Below are 16,389 nucleotides of genomic sequence, written 5' to 3'. Positions count from 1 at the left end.
GCTGCGCGTTATATTTGTTTATACCCCGCTCCTACTACTGCCTACTGCTATGACCAAAGCTGCTCAGTTCCTGACCGACTCCGACCGCAAAGCCTTTGACCTGGAGCACCGGCGCAAGATTCGCTTCAACATCGGCAAGTACAACGCGGCGGTGCAAACCGGCCTGGGCTGGTACCAGGACCACGAGCTAGCCCGGGAGCGGGCGTCCTACCTCAAGGCCGCGGCCATCAACAACCTGGACCACTACCTGCTGGAGTTCGAGAAGAACTTCACCAAGCGCGGCGGCAAGGTTATCTGGGCCCAGAACGCGGAGGAGGCGCTCAGTGAAATCGGCAAAATCATGCAGCGCAAAAAGGCCCGCACCGTGGTGAAGGCCAAGAGCATGACCACCGAGGAAATTCACCTCAACAAATACCTGGGCAAAAACGGCATCGACTCGGTGGAAACCGACCTGGGCGAGTTCATCGTGCAGCTCAACGGTGAAAGGCCCTACCACATTGTGACGCCGGCCATGCACCTCTCCAAAAAGGACATTGCCGACATCTTCGTCAAGCACCTCAAGATTGAGCCCACCGACGACGCCCAGAAGCTGGTGCTCACGGCCCGCCACCTGCTGCGCAGCAAGTACACCTCGGCCGAAGTGGGCGTGACGGGCGGCAACTTCCTGCTGGCCGACATCGGCGGCATTGCCGTGACGGAAAACGAGGGCAACGCCCGCCTTTCGGCCACGTTTCCCAAAACCCACATTGCCATTGTGGGCATCGAAAAGGTCATTCCCAGCGTCCACGACCTGAATCTGTTCTGGCCCTTGCTCAGCACCAGCGGCACGGGGCAGCAGGTCACGGTCTACAACACGATTTATACCGGCCCGCGCCAGCCCCTGGAAAAGGACGGGCCCGAGGAAATGTACGTGGTGCTGCTCGACAACGGCCGCACCAACCTGCTGGCCCAGCCCGACAAGCGCGAGGCCCTGCACTGCATCCGCTGCGGGGCCTGCCTCAACGTGTGCCCGGTGTACAAGAACATCGGCGGCCACACCTACGAGGCCACCTACTCCGGCCCTATCGGCTCGGTGATTACGCCCCACTTGTCGGGGTTGGAGGAAAACAAGCACCTGAGCTTTGCCTCTTCCTTGTGCGGGGCCTGCTCGTCGGTGTGCCCGGTGAAAATCAACATTCACAACATTCTGCTCAAAAACCGCCAGCAGAGCGTGCAAGCGGGTTATTCCGACAAGGAAGAGCAGCGCGCCATCAAGCTCTGGCTGTATGGCATGAAGCACCGCTGGCTCTGGGACATGGCCCCGGTGAGCGGCAAAAACTGGGTCTTGAGCCGGCTGCTGGGCCAAACCGGCTGGAGCAAGCGCCGCGAAGCCGTGCAGGTGGCTCCCAAGACGTTTCGGCAGCTGTGGAAGGAACGGCGGTAAGCGCCGGCCGGGGGCGGAGCTCAACCTTATTTTGCCACAATCCCGTTTAGGGCCAACCCATTCCAAGCTCTAGCAGTAGAAAGGCGCAGCGGGCACGGTGTCACGCGGTTGCACGTTTTCTATGCTCGATTTGCTATTGCGGGTGGCCGCCGCGCTGGGCGGAGCCTTCCTAGTTATTACGGTGGTCCTGTCGGCTATTCGCTCGTTTGTGTTGCCCCGCAACGAGTCGGTGCTGATCAATAACTGGGTGTTTATGTCCATCCGGTACTTGTTCAGCTTCCTGGCTTCGCGCTATCAGACCTACGCCAAGCGGGACCGGATAATGGCTTTGTATGCGCCCGTTGCCTTGGTAATGCTCCCTATTGTATGGCTGCTCATTCTCTCGGTGGCCTACACCTTCATCTTTTGGGCGCTGGGCGAGGGTAGCTTCATCAGAAGCTACCTGCTTAGCTCTTCGTCCCTGCTCACGCTGGGTTCGGTGGAAGCCGCCACCGTGCCGGTCAGCATTGCCACGTACTCCGAAGCCACTTTCGGCCTGCTGCTTATCACGTTGCTGATTTCCTACCTGCCCACCATGTACCAGGCCTTTACCCGGCGCGAGCTGGTGGTGGCCCGCGTGGAGCTGCGCTGTGGCACCAACCGTACGGCAACTGAGCTGCTGCTGTGGCTAAACCGCAGCGGCAACCTGGCCGACGACGGCCCGCAGTGGAAAGTCTGGGAGGAATGGTTTGTGGAAATCGAGGAAACGCACACGTCGTTGCCCATTCTGTCTTTTTTCCGCTCGCCTCAGCCCGGCCGCTCCTGGGTCACGACGGCCGACCTGATCCTGGAAACGGCCGCCGTCATTATTAGCACCGTAGACCAAAAGCGCGACCCCGAAATGGAGCTGTGCTTCAAGGCCGGGTGCGTGGCCATCAACCGGGTGGCGCGCTACTTCGAGGAACGGGCCCAGGCCGAGCCGGCGGAGGCAATTGCCGAGGAGCCCCCCATTGAAGACCCCACCCGGCGGGATTTTTTTCAAACCTACGACCAACTGCAGCAGGAAGGCGTGGCCCTGTGCCCCGACCGGGAAGAAGCTTGGCGGAAGTATAAGGAGCTGCGCACGCGCTACAGCAACGCCGTGCAGTTTTTGAGCAAGCTGACCATGGCCCCCGAGTCGAAACCGGTAGGCGGCAGCCACTAGGAGCCGCTCTGGCTAAGCCGGCTGAACTGGCCCGTGAGCAATAAGACCCGCTTCACTGGACTCATAAGTAGCTACAGAATATCCTGCAGAATAGGAAACCCCCAAGGCGCCACCAGGTGACCGGCGGGGCTTTGGGGGTTTACGGTAAGCGGCAGTGAGCCTTATTCGTGGTCCTCGTCGGGCAGAATGTTCACGTCCTGCACCAGCACCATTTTCTCGATTTCCCGGCCGCGCTTCGTGTTGGCCAGGCCGCCGAGGGCCGTTTCCTTGTAGCGGGTTTCCATGCTCTGCCCCACCTCGCCCAACGCCGCCACGCATTGATCCACGGGAATCACTGGGTCGACGCCGGCAATGGCAATCTGGGCCGAGGAGAAGGCAATGGCCGCCGCCGAGGCGTTGCGCACCACGCAGGGCACTTCCACCAGGCCCGCCACCGGGTCGCAGACCAGGCCCAGCATGCACTGAATGGTAATGGCTACGGCCGCAAACACCTGGTCGATGGTGCCGCCCAGGCAGTAGACGATGGCGCCCGAGCCCATAGCGGCGGCGCTGCCGGTTTCGGCCTGGCAGCCGCCCACGGCCCCGGCCAGGGAAGCATTCTGCTCGATAATCAGGGCAATACCGGCCGCGACGAGCAAGCCTTCCAGGATTTTATGGTCGTCGAGGCGGTGCAGGTCCTGAATGGTAACCAGCACGCCGGGCAGGATGCCCGAGGCCCCGGCCGTGGGCGCAGCTACCACCCGGCCCATGCACGAATTCACTTCCTTGGCCCCCAAGGCCCGGGTGATGAGCTGCTTAAACTCCGGCGACAACACCGTAACGGGTGAAGCAGCAATTTTCTTGGCCCCGTTGTTAATCATGCCCGAGCGCGAAGTCATGTCCTCGGTCAGGCCGGTTTTCACCGCGTCGCGCATCACGTCGTAGGCCCGTTGCAGGCCCGGCCAGATATCAGCCTCGGCCCGCCCTTTCTGCTCAACTTCGTAGTCGAGAACGGGTTGAAACAGGGGCTGGCCGGTGGCCTCGCAATGGGCCTGCCAGGAGGCAAAATCAGTGAACAGCAACGACATGATGGGGTGGGAAAGTTAGAGGGCGCAGAACTGGGACAATAAGCTCCAACAAGCCGGGAGCTACTTGGGTGCGAAAATCGGCATATTTTTCCGCTCCTTCCCTACGCAAAAACGCCCCGACCCGGCCCAGCAATGGGCCGCGACGAGGCGTTAGAGGAAGCAGCACTACTTCGGGCTTGGTCTATCAAGACTTTCACCTGCTGACTGTGCTCACCACACCAGGTACGAAACGGCACCCGGGCGGTGGGTTAGCCGGCTTAGGCCTCCTGCTGCTCAGTTACCAGCTTAATGGCGGCCGAGTTGATGCACAGGCGCAGGCCGCTGGGCGCGGGGCCGTCGGGGAAAACGTGGCCCTGGTGGGCATCACACACGTTGCAGAGCACTTCCACGCGGGTCATGCCGTAGCTGGTGTCCTTCTTGTAGCGGATGGCATTTTCCTGCACCGGCTGGGTGAAGCTGGGCCAGCCCGTGCCGCTTTCGAACTTGGTGCGGGAGTCGTAGAGCGGGGTGCCGCAGCACACGCAGGCGTAGAGGCCGGCTTCGTGGGCCTCGCAGTACTCGCCGGTAAAGGCCCGCTCGGTGCCGTGCTGGCGGGTTACGTGGTACTGCTCAGCGGTGAGTTGGGCTTTCCACTCGGCATCGGTTTTCTCTACCCGCCGCTCGGGGGCCGGGCTGCCGTGGTTGGCCAGGCGAATAACGTCGTTCCAGGTTTGCATATACAGGTTGGTTTGGAGGTCGGAGGAATTCAACAGTTCAGATTCTTTGCAAACGCGGCAGGTAGCCGGGAAGTTTTGCGGGCCTCGCCTATTCCGGGTCGTGGGTGGGCTGCACCGACCAGTGCCGCCATTGCTGCCGGGCAAAGGCCAGAAAGGCGGGTGGGGCCTGGACAAACTCCTTTTCGTTCTGGTAGCGCCCCTCGTAGATGCGGTAGTCGCCGGCGGCCTCGGCCCGGGCTTCATTCACCGTATCCAGGCAGCAGAGGTTTTTGGGGGCCCGCTGACTGGACGGTAACGAGTCGTACTGCGTCACGTTGTTGCCGCGCAGGGCGTACTTGGCCTGCCCTTCGTGCATGATGAGCTTGAGGCCATCGGCGCTGACGTCGCCGCGGCAGGCTTGCTGATACACGAGCATGGTTTCGGTTTGCCCGTCTTTATCCAGGTCGGTAATGGCCGTGGAGCCCGGAATAATGCCCAACACGATGTCGACGGGGCAGTGGCCCACGTTGTCCTGCAGCTTCCAGAGCAGCTCGTAGCCCGCCCCGGCCCGCCGCACGTACTGCCGGGCGTAGAGCTCCACGCGCCGGGCCCCCTCGGCTTCATCGGGCCCGTCGGGCTCGGGCAGCTCCGGGGTGCGGCTCACGAGGAGCAGGTTTTCCCCGCTCCTATCCTGCCAGGTCTTGGCTTCGACCAGCTTGCCCGCCATGGCCGGTAGCCCGGCCGGCAGCTGAGCGGCCGTCAGGTTGCGAACCACAATGCCCGTCGAGCGGTCTACCGCGGCCACTGGCGCAACGGAATCAGTTACGGGTGGGGAAACAGAATCGGCGGCCGCCCTGAGGGCTGTGGGAGCAGTGGCTGTGGGAGACTCTTGGGAACAGGCGACTAAGGCCAACAAGCCACTTGCCCAGAAAAATTGACACATCGATATCCGCTATAGTAAGTTTCAAGTATAGTAAACCTATGCGCATTCTGACCGCCGCCCAAACCCGCCAGGCCGACCAGGCCACTATCCAGGAAGAAAACAGCAGCTCCGCAGCCCTGATGGAGCGGGCCGCCACGGCCTTGACCGAGTGGATTCTGGCCCGCCTCAGCCCCCCCGAAGCCGACCCCACCCTGGTGTTCTGCGGCCCCGGCAACAACGGCGGCGACGGGCTGGTCGTGGCCCGGCAGCTGCACCAGGCCGGCTTTACGGTCCAGGTATTCGCGCTGCCGGCCGAGGGGTATTCCCCCGATTTTGACGCCAACCGCCAACGCCTGCCCGCCGGCCTGGCCCTGCAAACGCTGAGCGCAGCCGCCCTGCCGGTCATTGCCCCGGACGCTTTGGTGGTTGACGCACTGTTTGGCACCGGCCTGAGCCGCCCGCTAACCGGCCTGGCGGCGGCCGTGGTGCAGCACCTGAACCAGGCGCCGGCCCGAGTTGTGGCCGTGGACATGCCCTCGGGCCTGCTGGCCGATGCGTCCCAGCCCGCCGCCAGCCCCGTCGTGCGGGCCCGGCACACGGTGAGCTTCGAGCTGCCCAAGCTGGCGTTTCTGCTGCCCCAGAATGCGGCGTACGTGGGCCGCTGGCACACCGTCCCGATTGGGTTGAGCCGGCAGTTTCTGGCCGAAGTCGAGACGAATATGTACTTCACTGATACCGCGCTGCTGGCCGGCCGTCTGCCCGCGCGGGACCAGTTTGGGCACAAGGGCACCTACGGCCACGCGCTGTTGCTGGCGGGGAGCCGGGGCAAAATCGGGGCGGCGGTGCTGGCCGCCCAGGCCTGCCTGCGCAGCGGCGTGGGTTTGCTCACGGTGCGCACCCCGGCCGTGGGCTACGACATTCTGCAAACCAGTGCGCCCGAAGCCATGGCCCTCACCGACCCGGCCCCGGATTTTCTGAGCGAGCTGCCCGAGCTTACGCCCTACTCCGCCGTGGGCATGGGCCCGGGCATCGACAAAGCCGAGGAAACCAAGCACGTACTGGAACAGTTGCTGCGCCACGCCAAGGTGCCGCTGGTACTCGACGCCGACGCCCTGAACCTGCTCGGGGCCAACCCGGAATTGCTCCAGCTACTGCCCGCCGACACTATCCTGACGCCTCACCCCAAGGAGTTTGAGCGCCTGGCTGGCCCGGCCCGCGACGATTACCACCGCCTGGAGCTGCTGCGCGAGTTTTGCCGGCTGCACCGCTGCTATACCGTGCTCAAAGGCGCCCACACCTGCCTGGGCACGCCCGCCGGGGAGCTGTACTTCAACAGTACCGGCAACCCCGGCATGGCCACCGGCGGCAGCGGCGACGTGCTGACCGGCATCCTGACGGCCCTGCGCGCCCAGCACCTTCCGGCCCTCGATGCGGCCCTGCTGGGTATCTACGCCCACGGCCGGGCCGGCGACCTGGCCGCCCGGCATACCGGCCAGGCCGGCCTTATTGCCGGCGACCTAACCCGCTTTATCGGCCCGGCGTTGCAGGAACTGACCACGCCGGACACCTTTTAATCAGAGGCTGGCCGCAAGTCGCGGGGCGGAGCCGCGCGGCTTGCGGCCTTACTTTTACGCCACCCAGTACACGGCCAGAAACTGCACCACCATCACCCCATCGGCCAGCAGGGCAAAGTAGTAGTCGGGGCGGGTTTCGTCGGCAAACCACACGAGCAGGCCGGTGAGCAGCGTCGGGATGGAAAGCACCAGCAGGTGGGCCGGCACCACGCCCTGCGGAATGAGCAGGCCCGATATAGCCAGGCAGAGCAGGGCAATACCCTTGGCGGCCCGGATGCCGAAGATGCCCGGAAACGTGCGCGTGCCGCTGAGCAAATCCTTGGTGTAGTCCCGGATGTCGAAGACGAAGGCCAGGGCCAGAATAAAGAAGAAGCGGCGGGCAAACAGCACCCACACCACCGGCGCGGTCAGGGCCTTGCCCAGGTAGAGGGCCGGCACCCACACGGTAATGGCCGCCCACACGTAGGCAATGAGAAATACCTTGAGCAGGGGCAAGTCGCGCAGGGCCCGCCACCGGCCGTGCACTTTGAGGATGGGAAAGGAGTAGAGCAGGGAAATAGCCGCCAAATGGCCCAGAAACAGCGTCAGGTGGCGCCAGCCGTCGAGCCAGAACAGCACCGCGGCCACTGCCAACGAGGCTAAAGCCAGCAGAAACAGCTCCCGCCGGTGGTGAATCATCCAGAGCTTGCGCCCCGAGAGCACCGCCTGCTGCCGGAATTTGTAGGGCAGCACGCTGTCGATGTTGTAGAGAAACAGCGTGGCCGTGAAAATGAGGGCAGCCAGGCGGAAGGGAATGTGCACCCGCCAGAACAGGAAGGTGGCCCAGGTGAGGCTGGTAGCGGCGGCGGCCACCAAGCCGCTGCTGTAGAGAATAGCATCAACCCAGCGCTTCAGGCCCGAGGGTAAAGCAGGAACGGCGGCCGCTGGTTTGTTGCTGACTTGGTGCATGGCTCCGGGCGTCGGGAGAAAAATAGGCAAACCCTATTAACGCCGCCCCGCAAAGATAGGGTTCCGCCTTTTACTCGCCCGTTTCGTCGTAGCTGGCATCCACCGGCTTCGACTGTGGGGAGCCTTGCTGCCGCAGAAAGATGGACAGCCCCACGATGGATACAATCGACAGAAACTCGCTCTGCCAGTTCTGAAACGACTCAAACCAGAACCGCGTCGTGCCCATGTACTCGATGGTTGAAATCTGGGGCTTGCCGTACTGCTTCTGCTCCACGTTGTAAACGCCGGCCCCGCCTTTGGCGTGCAGCCACACCGAGGCAAAAAACAGCAGGAAGAAGGCCAGGCTCAGGGATTGTTTGTAGAGCCACAGCACCCAGCCCCCGCGCTTCACCGGCGCCGGCGCATCGGGCTTGGTTGGGTCAGGCTCCCGGTCTACTTCCTCTTCCTCATACAGCTTCTTCGACTCCGACGAGCCTTTTTGGCGCAGCCAGATAGTGAGCATCACGTAGAGGCCCATCTGCAGAAACTCACTTTCCCAGTTTTCGAACGTGGCTTCCAGGAAATGGCCGGTGCCCAGATACTGGCCCAGGCTCAGCGGCAGCAGCTTCAGGTCTTCCAGCTCCCCGTTGTACTCCTGCCAACCCGTTAGCACCTGCCCGGTCATAGTGGCCAGTACCAGGGCCACGCCCACGAGCAATAGGCTGTTCTCATACAGAAACCGCAAAACCGGCGAAGACGATGGTTGTTTAGGCATAATTGCCCCTACGCAACCACCTCGACAATGGGTATAGCCGAGCTTGGCATCCAATTACTGCTCAGCCGGATACAAAAAAAGCCCCGCCGGCCAAGTTGGTCAGCGGGGCTTTTCAGGCCGGTTAGGGCCGATTCTTACAGTTCGACGCCGGTAGAGCGTTTCACGCCCGACTCGTCGAAGGTCTCGTTGTAGAGCTTGATGCTGTCCTCGATGATGCGGTAGGCATCTTCGCGGCCCATAAACCGCTCTACGGTCACCTGCTTGTGCTCCAGGGCCTTGTAGTCCTCGAAAAAGCGGCGCATTTCCAGCAGCGTGTGCGGGGGCAGGTCGGCAATGTCGTTGTAGTGGTTTACCGAAATATCGTTGGCGGCCACGGCAATGATTTTGTCGTCTTCCTCGTCGCCGTCAATCATCTGCATCACCCCGATTACCTTGGCATCGACCAGGCACATGGGCACGATGTCGACGGAGCAGATAACCAGGATGTCGAGCGGATCTTTGTCGTCGCAGTAGGTTTGCGGAATGAAGCCGTAGGCGGCCGGGTAGTGCACGGCCGAGAACAGCACGCGGTCCAGCTTGAGCATGCCGCTGTCCTTGTCGAGCTCGTATTTACCTTTCGAGCCTTTGGGAATTTCGATGATGCCATTCACAACTGCGGGGGCGTTTTCGCCGCGCTCCACATCGTGCCAGGGGTTAAAGTGAGCCATGTTTGGTAGAGGGCACGTCAGCCGCGCCCATTCGTTAAGAGAGGTAAAAGATTCGTATTCGGAAGGGCGCAGCGCCGCCGGAGCAGCTGACCAGCGCAAAGCCCAGCGGCCAATGCCCAAATTTACAGACGGATTACGTAGCCTGGGCAAAAAAGCTGGGCCGAGCCGGCCTTTCCGGCCGGCTTACTTGCCCAGCACCTCCAGCAGGGGCGTGCCGGTGCAGCCGTTGGGCTCCTGAATGTGGAGCCAGCGGGCCATGGTGGCAGCAATATCGGTAATCTTGGCCGGAGCGCTGGACTCGCCGTGCTTCACGTGCCAGCCCCAGAACAGCAGGGGCACGTGGGTGTCGTAGTTGTTCAAGGAGCCGTGGGTGGTACCCTTGTTCACGGGGTAGGAATAGGATTCCAGCCAGCCCGGCTCCAGCACCACCATCACGTCGCCGCTGCGCTTGGGGAAGTAGCCGTTTTCCAGGTACATCAGCATCCCGCTTTCCCAGTGCGACTTCTGCAAGTCGTCGGCCGTAATGGCGCGGTTTACGCCGAAAAGCTTGGTGGCAATGTCCACGACTTCGTCCTGCACCTTGCGCAGGTCGAGCTGCTTCTGGGCAATAAGCGGGCGGTTGAGATACACCTGCTGGTTTTCGTAGCTCAGCACCCAGTTGCCGGCTCCGTGCCGCTTCACCAGCTCCTGCTGAATCGAGTCGCGCATGAGGCGGGGGCCCACCGAGCCAGCCGGCAGGTGGTGCTCCAGCATAAAGTTGGGCGACTGGGCCGCGGCGTGGTCAGCCGACAAAAACACGAGCACCTGGCCTTTACCCACGGTTTTTTCGAGGGAGCTCAGCACCCGGGCAATGTCCCGGTCGAGGCGCAGGTAGGTGTCCTCGGTTTCAATGGCGGTGGTGCCAAACTGGTGGCCCACGTAGTCGGTCGAGCTAAAGCTCAGGGCCAGGAAGTCGGTTTGGCCACGCTGGCCCAGCTGCTCGGCCCGCACGGCTTCGAGGGCAAAGTCGGCGGTGAGGGAGTTGCCGAAGGGCGTGGAGCGAATCAAATCCAGGTTGCGGGGCGTGGCCACCGGGGCCTTTTCGCCTTCGGCCTTCAGGGCGCCCTGCACCGCAGCCGGGGCCAGGGCGCTCAGCTTGGGCAGGTCGTGGGGAAAAACGGGCTTGGCTTCACCCTTGTAGGCCGACTCCCACGCCACGTCGTCGGGTGAGCTTTCGGTGTACTGACTCAGGGGCAGCAGAGTTTCCCAAGGCTTGTCGAGGTACTGGGCGGCCCGCTGCTGGCTGTTAAACTTGCTGACCCACTCGGGCAGGCTGCTCTGGTAAAACGTGCTGGTGATGAAGGCCCCGTTGGAGCCGTCGTACCAGTAGGCGGCGTTGGCGGCGTGGCCGGCGGGCAAGATCGAGCCCCGGTCCTTGATGCAAACCCCGATAACCTTGCTCTGGAAGTTGGTGGCCAGGCGCAGCTCGTCGGTGATGGTCGTGGTCAGCATGTGGCGCGGCGACATCTGCCCTTCCGGCCCCGTGCCGCCTACGCTCTGCACCGTCTTGTCTTCGGTTACATACGTGCCCTTGCCGGTTTCGCGCACAAACCAGTTGTTGCCCACGATGCCGTGCATGGAGGGCGTGGTGCCGGTGTAGATGCTGGCGTGGCCCGGCCCGGTGTAGGTGGGCACGTAGTTGTAGTGGGTGTTTTCGTAGCTGAAGCCTTCGCCCAGCAGCCGCTTAAAGCCGTCGTTGCCGTACTTGTTCCAGTAGCGGTAGAGGTAGTCGTAGCGCATCTGGTCGACCACGATGCCCACCACCAGCTTGGGGCGGACGATGGGCTTCACATTTTTCTGGGCAAAGGCGGGGGCGGCCAGCACGGCAGCGCCCAACAGGAACAGGCTCTTTTTCAAATCCGTAACGCGTTAATTCGGCTGCCCCGGCTTTCTACTGCACGGGGCCGGCCACAGCGGCCGCAAAGGTAACAGCCGGCGGCCGTAATCACGGCCCTAACGGCCAAAATAGCCGCCCGCGCGTACACGCAGTGCCACTCCCGATTTCTATTCTTCTGCTTCCGCTATGGTTTCTCCGGCTCCTTACGCTCTGATTTTCGACATGGACGGCGTGCTGATTGACAACACGCCCTACCAGGCCAAGGCCTTCCAACTGCTCTTCCGCGACCTGGGCCTGACCACCAATGCCCGCCAGCTGCTGCGCCGCCTGAACGGCATGCCGGCCACCAACATTTTCAAGACCGTATTCCGCCACCCCGTGCCCGACAAGCAGCTCAAGGAATACTCTTCCCAGCGCGAGTTGCTGTACCGGGTGCTCTACTGGGACAAGCGCCGCGAAACGCCCGGCCTCTCGGCGTTTCTGCGGGCGGCCCGCACCGCCGGGTTCAAAATTGGCCTGGGCACCAGTTCTCCCCCCGAAACCATCAGCTACATCATCGACCACCTCGACCTGCGCCAGTACTTCGACGTGGTGGTGGGCAAGGAGGACGTGGACAAAGGCAAGCCCCACGCCGAAACCTTCGTGGTGGTAGCCCAAAAGCTGGGCGTGCCGCCCGAGCGGTGCGTAGTCTTCGAAGACGCCATCCTGGGCGAACAGGCGGCCTACAAAGCCAAGATGCGCTGCATCGGGGTCAGCAGCGGCCTCAAGCCCGAAGAGTTTCAGGCCCCGCTGCGGGTTATCAAGGACTTCCGCGACATCACGCCCGAGCAGGTGCGGGAGCTGCTGGAGCAAAACCCACCCGTGCCCAAGCCGAGCAAGGAAATGGCCAAGCGGGAGTATATGAAGCTGTAAGGGCGCGTTACCCACGCCTGAGCCTGGGGCCGCCGCACCAGGACTTGCCCAGAGCTCTATCAGGATTCTTACCTCTGTTGCAATTAGAAAAAACGCCCCGCCCGGCTCCGTGCCCGGTGGGGCGTTTTTTCTAATTGCGCAGCCGGGTTTCCCATCGTGCTCCGTGAATCCAGCCTCGGACCGCCGCTTTACCAACTACGAACCCTGCCCGTACCCGCCGCAACCAAAGATTTGCCGACGACGACAACTCCAGCCTGCGGTATACGTCTAATGCATGGCCCCAAAAGCTTATACCAGTGATGATAGACAACCAGCGCATTATCTAGCAACTGTATACCCCTCCTGATAGACGCATTCGGCATTTCAGATTCGCTGTATACCCTTTCTGCTAGCCCGACGCCCGCATCTACGCTTCCATTTCTGCTTTTCCTTTATGCCTGATTCTTCTCCCGCCCTCGATGTAAGCCTGGTAATTGCCGTGCGCCAGCATTTCGGGTTTTCCGTGCGCCAGCTGGCCAGCTACCTGGGCGTATCGGCTGGTTTTATTACCCACATGGAAACCGGCCGCAAAGGCCTGCCCGCGTCGTTGGTACCCCGCCTGACCGTGCTGGGCCGCCTGTTGCCCCCGCCCTTGGGCCAAGGCCCGCCGGCGCCCCCCGAGCTGCCCGAATCAGCCATCTACGACACGCTGGCTCCCCTGCCCGCCCCCGATGCCCTGCTGGAGGTTACTGAGCTGCCCGGCGCCACGGCTCCCGCCCCCGAGCCCCTGCGCCAGCGCCTGCGCGACGCCCGCCAGCAGCTGCTGCAGTACGGGCAGCGCCTGGCCCAGCAGCAAAACCGCGCCGTACTGCTGGCCCGCCGCCGCCGGGGCGTGGCCCAGCTCCAGACGGCCCCCTTCCCTACCGAGCCCGCCGAAACGGCTCATTACGCCCGCTGGCTGGGGGAGCTGGCCACCGATCTGGCCCGCGACGAGCCCGACCCCACCCAGGCCGCCGCCGACCGCCTGCTGCTGGCCGCCCGCGTAGCCGCCCTACGGGCCGAGGTGGCCCTGCTGGTGGCCATCAACGCGGCGGTTTGAAGCTGAAGCACTATCCAGAGGCCTAACGCCAGCGTGTCCGGCCTCTGCTTTTTTACCCGCCCTGGCTTACCTGACGGTCCTGTGGGCCAGTAGCCCGCGCAGCCCGCTCCCCAGCCCATCATTTGGCTGCTAGGTAGAAGGCCAGAACACCGAGCCGCACCGCTTCTACCCAACTAGGTAGAAGCGGTCAGCAGCAGAGGGAAGGGCTTCTACCTACCTGGGTAGAAGGACCCAATAATAATGGGCAGTCCTTCTACCCAGGTAGGTAGAAGGCAATGCCTTATCTTCCTTCCCCTTCTACCAAGTATGCATCCGCGCTTCGTAGGTAGATGGTGCTTGCGCTATGACTACTGATGCTTTTGTGTTGCCACGTAGCCTGACGGCCGCCGTCCGGGCCCACTTTGGGTTATCGATGCCCCAAATGGCGCGCTACTTGAGCGTGTCCACGGGGTTTGTGTCGCATGTGGAGGCCGGGCGCAAGGGCCTGCCGCCGGCGCGGGTTCCCCGCCTGCTGCACCTCAGTGGCCTGCTGCCCCCGCCGCTGGGGCAGGGCCCGCCGCCTGCCGAAGCTCCAGCCGCGCCCTTCGACCCGCTGACGGCCTTGCCCGCCCCCGACCCGCTCGTGCCACTGCCCCCCGCCGAGCCGGCCGCTGCCGAGCAGCTGCGCCGTCATTGGCGGGACTATCAGCTACAGCTGCTCACACTAGGCCAGCGCCTGGCCCTGTTGCAGCGGCAGGCCGCCGCCCTGGCCCACCGCCGCCGGGGGCTGGCCCTGCTCCGGGCCGCCACCCCGCCTCCCGGCCCCGCCGAGGCCGCCCACTACGCCCGCTGGCTCGATGAGCTGGCCGCCGACCTGGCCCTGGCCGACCCCGACCCGGTAGCGACGGCCACCGCCGGCCGCCTGCTGGCCGCCCGCGTGGCGGGGCTCCGGGCCACGCTGGCCCTGCTGCCTTCCGCGTAGGTACCGGGCCTGTTCGTTATTAGTAGTGACTTCTCAACAACGGAAGGCATAGCCCAGGGCCCGGCACCAATCCTATTTTAATGAAACGACCGTTTTGTTAAACTCGCTATGTCCCAGTGGGTGCCCTCTGGCCAACACCCTGTTCAGCCAGTGTTAAAAACCAGTTGGTACACGAATATTCCGTAGAAAAACTGCTACAAATCCGTGTTTTCCGGGTCTACAGCTCCATCCGGTTCGCTCGTACAAGAAGATTCTACCGGTAGTTGACGCTCGGCGCCCCTTTGGGGGAGAATTTATTCGGCCTTCTGTCTCGTTCGCCATTGCGGGTTTACGCCTCTTCGGAGCAGGCGGAAGGATTTCTTGTGCTGCGTGAGCCCTGCGGGTTCACCCCCTGCCTTTTTCAACCTCCCTTAACCTTGTTGGTCTATGTTAGCGATGAATTTTCGCGGGCCCTTCCGTATCCGCGCGGACCGCAACCGGCCCGATCCCGAAATCAAACACCCCAACGACGCCATTGTGCGGGTGACCCGCTCCCTGATTTGCGGCTCGGACCTGCACCTCTACCACGGCATGGTGCCCGACACGCGCGTGGGGATGACCTTCGGCCACGAATTTACCGGCATCGTGGAAGCCGTCGGCTCCGGCGTGCAAAAGCTCAAAGTGGGCGACCATGTGCTGGTGCCCTTCAACATTGCCTGCGGCAGCTGCCCGTTTTGCAAGCAGGAGCTCTACGGCAACTGCCACGAATCGAACCCCGAAGCCACGGCGGTGGGGGGCTTCTTCGGCTACGCCCACATTGCCGGGGGCTACGACGGCGGCCAGGCCGAATACGTGCGGGTGCCCTACGCCGACGTGAGCCCGACCGTGATTCCGGAAGGCATGGACATCGAGGACGCCGTGATGCTGACCGACGTGACCCCCACGGGCTACCAGGCCGCCGAGCAGGGCGGCATCCAGCCCGGCGACACGGTGGTGGTGTTCGGGGCCGGCCCGGTGGGCATCATGGCCGCGCGCTGCTCCTGGCTGTTCGGCGCCGGGCGGGTCATCATCATCGACCATTTGGAGTACCGGCTGGAATTTGCCCGCAACTACGCCAAGTGCGAGGCCTACAACTTCAAGGACATGGACGACCCGGTGGTGTTCCTCAAAAAAGCCACCGACTGGTACGGGGCCGACGTCTGCATCGACGCCGTGGGCTGCGAAGCCTCCGGCGACGCCTTGCAAACCATTTTGGGGAAAAAGCTCCTCTTCGAGGCCGGCAGCGCGACGGCCCTGCACTGGGCCATCAACTCGGTAAAAAAAGGGGGCATCGTGTCGGTCATCGGCGTGTACGGCCCGCCCTGGAACCTAGTGCCCATGGGCAGTCTGATGAACAAGGGCATTACCCTGCGCGGCAACCAGGCCTCGGTGAAACGCTTGCTGCCGAAGCTGATTGACCACGTGATGGCCGGGCGGCTCAACCCCAAGGGCCTCATCACGCATCGCGTCCCGCTGGAAGAAGTGCCGGATGCCTACCATATGTTTTCGGCCAAACGCGACAACATTATCAAACCTTTGCTCATCCCGCCGCGCGCGTACGCGGCTTAACCCCACTGGCATGGAAACGAACGTAAAAAAGCGCCGGAGACCACTAGAAACGACCATCCCGGCGAACCAAGACCGCCGCATCGCCGCCCAGCCCAAAGACATTCCCGGCTGGGGGATGGACGCGGACCCGGAAAACGACCCGACCTACCCGATGAAGCATGCCAACGGGGCCGACCACCAGCGGCTCGACTACGAAAAGGCCCCGCAACAGCCGGTAGACATGGAAATCCTGCATTCCATTGAGCGGCCGAACGTCACGCGGGTGTTTGGCACCTCCACGCCCCCGAAGGGCCTGAGCGGGGCCATCCGCCGGTTTGCCTACCGGTACAGCGAAGCCACGGCCACGCACTGGATGACGCTGATTCTGGCCGACCGGGTGAACGTGTATGAAGGCATCCTCGAAGACCTCGCCCACGGCATCATCCCCAACCCGTGGGTGGAGCGGGGCTGGCGGGCCGAGTGGAAGGTGAACCGCGCCGGCATGATTCAGAAAATGGCCGTGGGCGCGCTGGCCGTCACCGGCGCCGTCGTATTCTTGACCCGAAAAAACCGCAGAAAAGAACGGTTGCCCGCCGGACGCTACCGCTAAGCAGCAGAGGGCGTGACGTGGTTACGGGCGGCGACCGCACGGAAGCATCCAGTAAGCCGGACCGCCACCTTTACGGAGGGACGGTCCGGTTTTAAATCCTCCTTTCTCTGAAC

At 63.0% G+C, this 16,389-nt stretch carries 15 protein-coding genes; 8 read left to right on the top strand and 7 right to left on the bottom strand.

Annotated elements, in window-relative coordinates:
* Positions 1-49: 49 nt before the first annotated feature.
* Together CLV45_RS21745 and CLV45_RS21740 are read left to right on the top strand one after the other, a co-directional pair.
* The gene (locus tag CLV45_RS21745) at positions 50-1,423 is read left to right on the top strand and encodes a LutB/LldF family L-lactate oxidation iron-sulfur protein (RefSeq protein ID WP_100338590.1); all 1,374 of its coding nucleotides are present in this window, start codon (positions 50-52) and stop codon (positions 1,421-1,423) included.
* Positions 1,424-1,544: 121 nt separating this feature from the next.
* Positions 1,545-2,606, top strand: a complete 1,062-nt coding sequence (locus CLV45_RS21740; RefSeq protein ID WP_100338589.1) for a hypothetical protein — start codon at positions 1,545-1,547, stop codon at positions 2,604-2,606.
* A 161-nt stretch (positions 2,607-2,767) separates the two neighbouring features.
* Here the strand turns inward: CLV45_RS21740 and sdaAA are convergent, their stop codons facing one another.
* The 3 genes from sdaAA to CLV45_RS21725 form a co-directional block, all read right to left on the bottom strand.
* Positions 2,768-3,673 (bottom strand): L-serine ammonia-lyase, iron-sulfur-dependent, subunit alpha, encoded by a 906-nt coding sequence (gene sdaAA, locus CLV45_RS21735; RefSeq protein ID WP_100338588.1) that lies wholly within the window; start codon positions 3,671-3,673, stop codon positions 2,768-2,770.
* Between the two features lie 257 nt (positions 3,674-3,930).
* Positions 3,931-4,389, bottom strand: coding sequence for a peptide-methionine (R)-S-oxide reductase MsrB (gene msrB / locus CLV45_RS21730; RefSeq protein ID WP_100338782.1), 459 nt, complete (start codon positions 4,387-4,389; stop codon positions 3,931-3,933).
* Positions 4,390-4,477: 88 nt separating this feature from the next.
* Positions 4,478-5,311 carry a M949_RS01915 family surface polysaccharide biosynthesis protein gene (locus tag CLV45_RS21725; RefSeq protein WP_394338492.1) on the bottom strand — a complete coding sequence of 278 codons (834 nt, stop codon included), beginning with the start codon at positions 5,309-5,311 and terminating at the stop codon, positions 4,478-4,480.
* Positions 5,312-5,349: 38 nt separating this feature from the next.
* Between CLV45_RS21725 and CLV45_RS21720 the strand changes: the two genes are divergently transcribed.
* The gene (locus tag CLV45_RS21720; protein WP_100338586.1) at positions 5,350-6,864 is read left to right on the top strand and encodes an NAD(P)H-hydrate dehydratase; all 1,515 of its coding nucleotides are present in this window, start codon (positions 5,350-5,352) and stop codon (positions 6,862-6,864) included.
* A gap of 54 nt (positions 6,865-6,918) precedes the next feature.
* Here CLV45_RS21720 and CLV45_RS21715 read toward each other — a convergent pair whose 3' ends face one another.
* The 4 genes from CLV45_RS21715 to pafA all read right to left on the bottom strand — a co-directional run bounded on the left by CLV45_RS21715 (position 6,919) and on the right by pafA (position 11,169).
* Positions 6,919-7,812 (bottom strand): UbiA prenyltransferase family protein, encoded by an 894-nt coding sequence (locus tag CLV45_RS21715; protein ID WP_100338585.1) that lies wholly within the window; start codon positions 7,810-7,812, stop codon positions 6,919-6,921.
* A gap of 70 nt (positions 7,813-7,882) precedes the next feature.
* A complete protein-coding gene (locus CLV45_RS21710; RefSeq protein ID WP_100338584.1) occupies positions 7,883-8,566 on the bottom strand; it encodes a DUF6766 family protein in 684 nt (227 codons plus the stop codon).
* Between the two features lie 134 nt (positions 8,567-8,700).
* Positions 8,701-9,273 carry an inorganic diphosphatase gene (locus CLV45_RS21705; protein ID WP_100338583.1) on the bottom strand — a complete coding sequence of 191 codons (573 nt, stop codon included), beginning with the start codon at positions 9,271-9,273 and terminating at the stop codon, positions 8,701-8,703.
* Positions 9,274-9,456: 183 nt separating this feature from the next.
* On the bottom strand, positions 9,457-11,169 hold the full coding sequence (gene pafA, locus CLV45_RS21700) for an alkaline phosphatase PafA (protein WP_100338582.1): 1,713 nt from the start codon (positions 11,167-11,169) through the stop codon (positions 9,457-9,459).
* 166 nt (positions 11,170-11,335) lie between these two features.
* On the opposite strand from pafA, the gene CLV45_RS21695 reads away from it, so the two are divergent.
* The 5 genes from CLV45_RS21695 (at position 11,336) to CLV45_RS21675 (ending at position 16,276) form a co-directional block, all read left to right on the top strand.
* Positions 11,336-12,061, top strand: coding sequence for an HAD family hydrolase (locus CLV45_RS21695; protein ID WP_100338581.1), 726 nt, complete (start codon positions 11,336-11,338; stop codon positions 12,059-12,061).
* Between the two features lie 433 nt (positions 12,062-12,494).
* Entirely contained in the window at positions 12,495-13,139 is a 645-nt protein-coding gene (locus tag CLV45_RS21690) for a helix-turn-helix domain-containing protein (RefSeq protein ID WP_100338580.1), read from the top strand.
* Between the two features lie 343 nt (positions 13,140-13,482).
* Positions 13,483-14,100, top strand: a complete 618-nt coding sequence (locus CLV45_RS25245; protein WP_211289987.1) for a hypothetical protein — start codon at positions 13,483-13,485, stop codon at positions 14,098-14,100.
* Positions 14,101-14,526: 426 nt separating this feature from the next.
* A complete protein-coding gene (locus CLV45_RS21680) occupies positions 14,527-15,687 on the top strand; it encodes a zinc-dependent alcohol dehydrogenase (protein WP_100338578.1) in 1,161 nt (386 codons plus the stop codon).
* 10 nt (positions 15,688-15,697) lie between these two features.
* Positions 15,698-16,276: a hypothetical protein gene (locus CLV45_RS21675; RefSeq protein ID WP_100338577.1), complete on the top strand. Its 579-nt coding sequence runs from the start codon at positions 15,698-15,700 to the stop codon at positions 16,274-16,276.
* Positions 16,277-16,389: the final 113 nt, after the last annotated feature.

The sequence above is a fragment of the Hymenobacter chitinivorans DSM 11115 genome (assembly GCF_002797555.1).
Taxonomy (GTDB): domain Bacteria; phylum Bacteroidota; class Bacteroidia; order Cytophagales; family Hymenobacteraceae; genus Hymenobacter; species Hymenobacter chitinivorans.
Note: the sequence above shows the minus strand (reverse complement) of the source record. Positions and strands in the feature narration are given on the sequence as shown.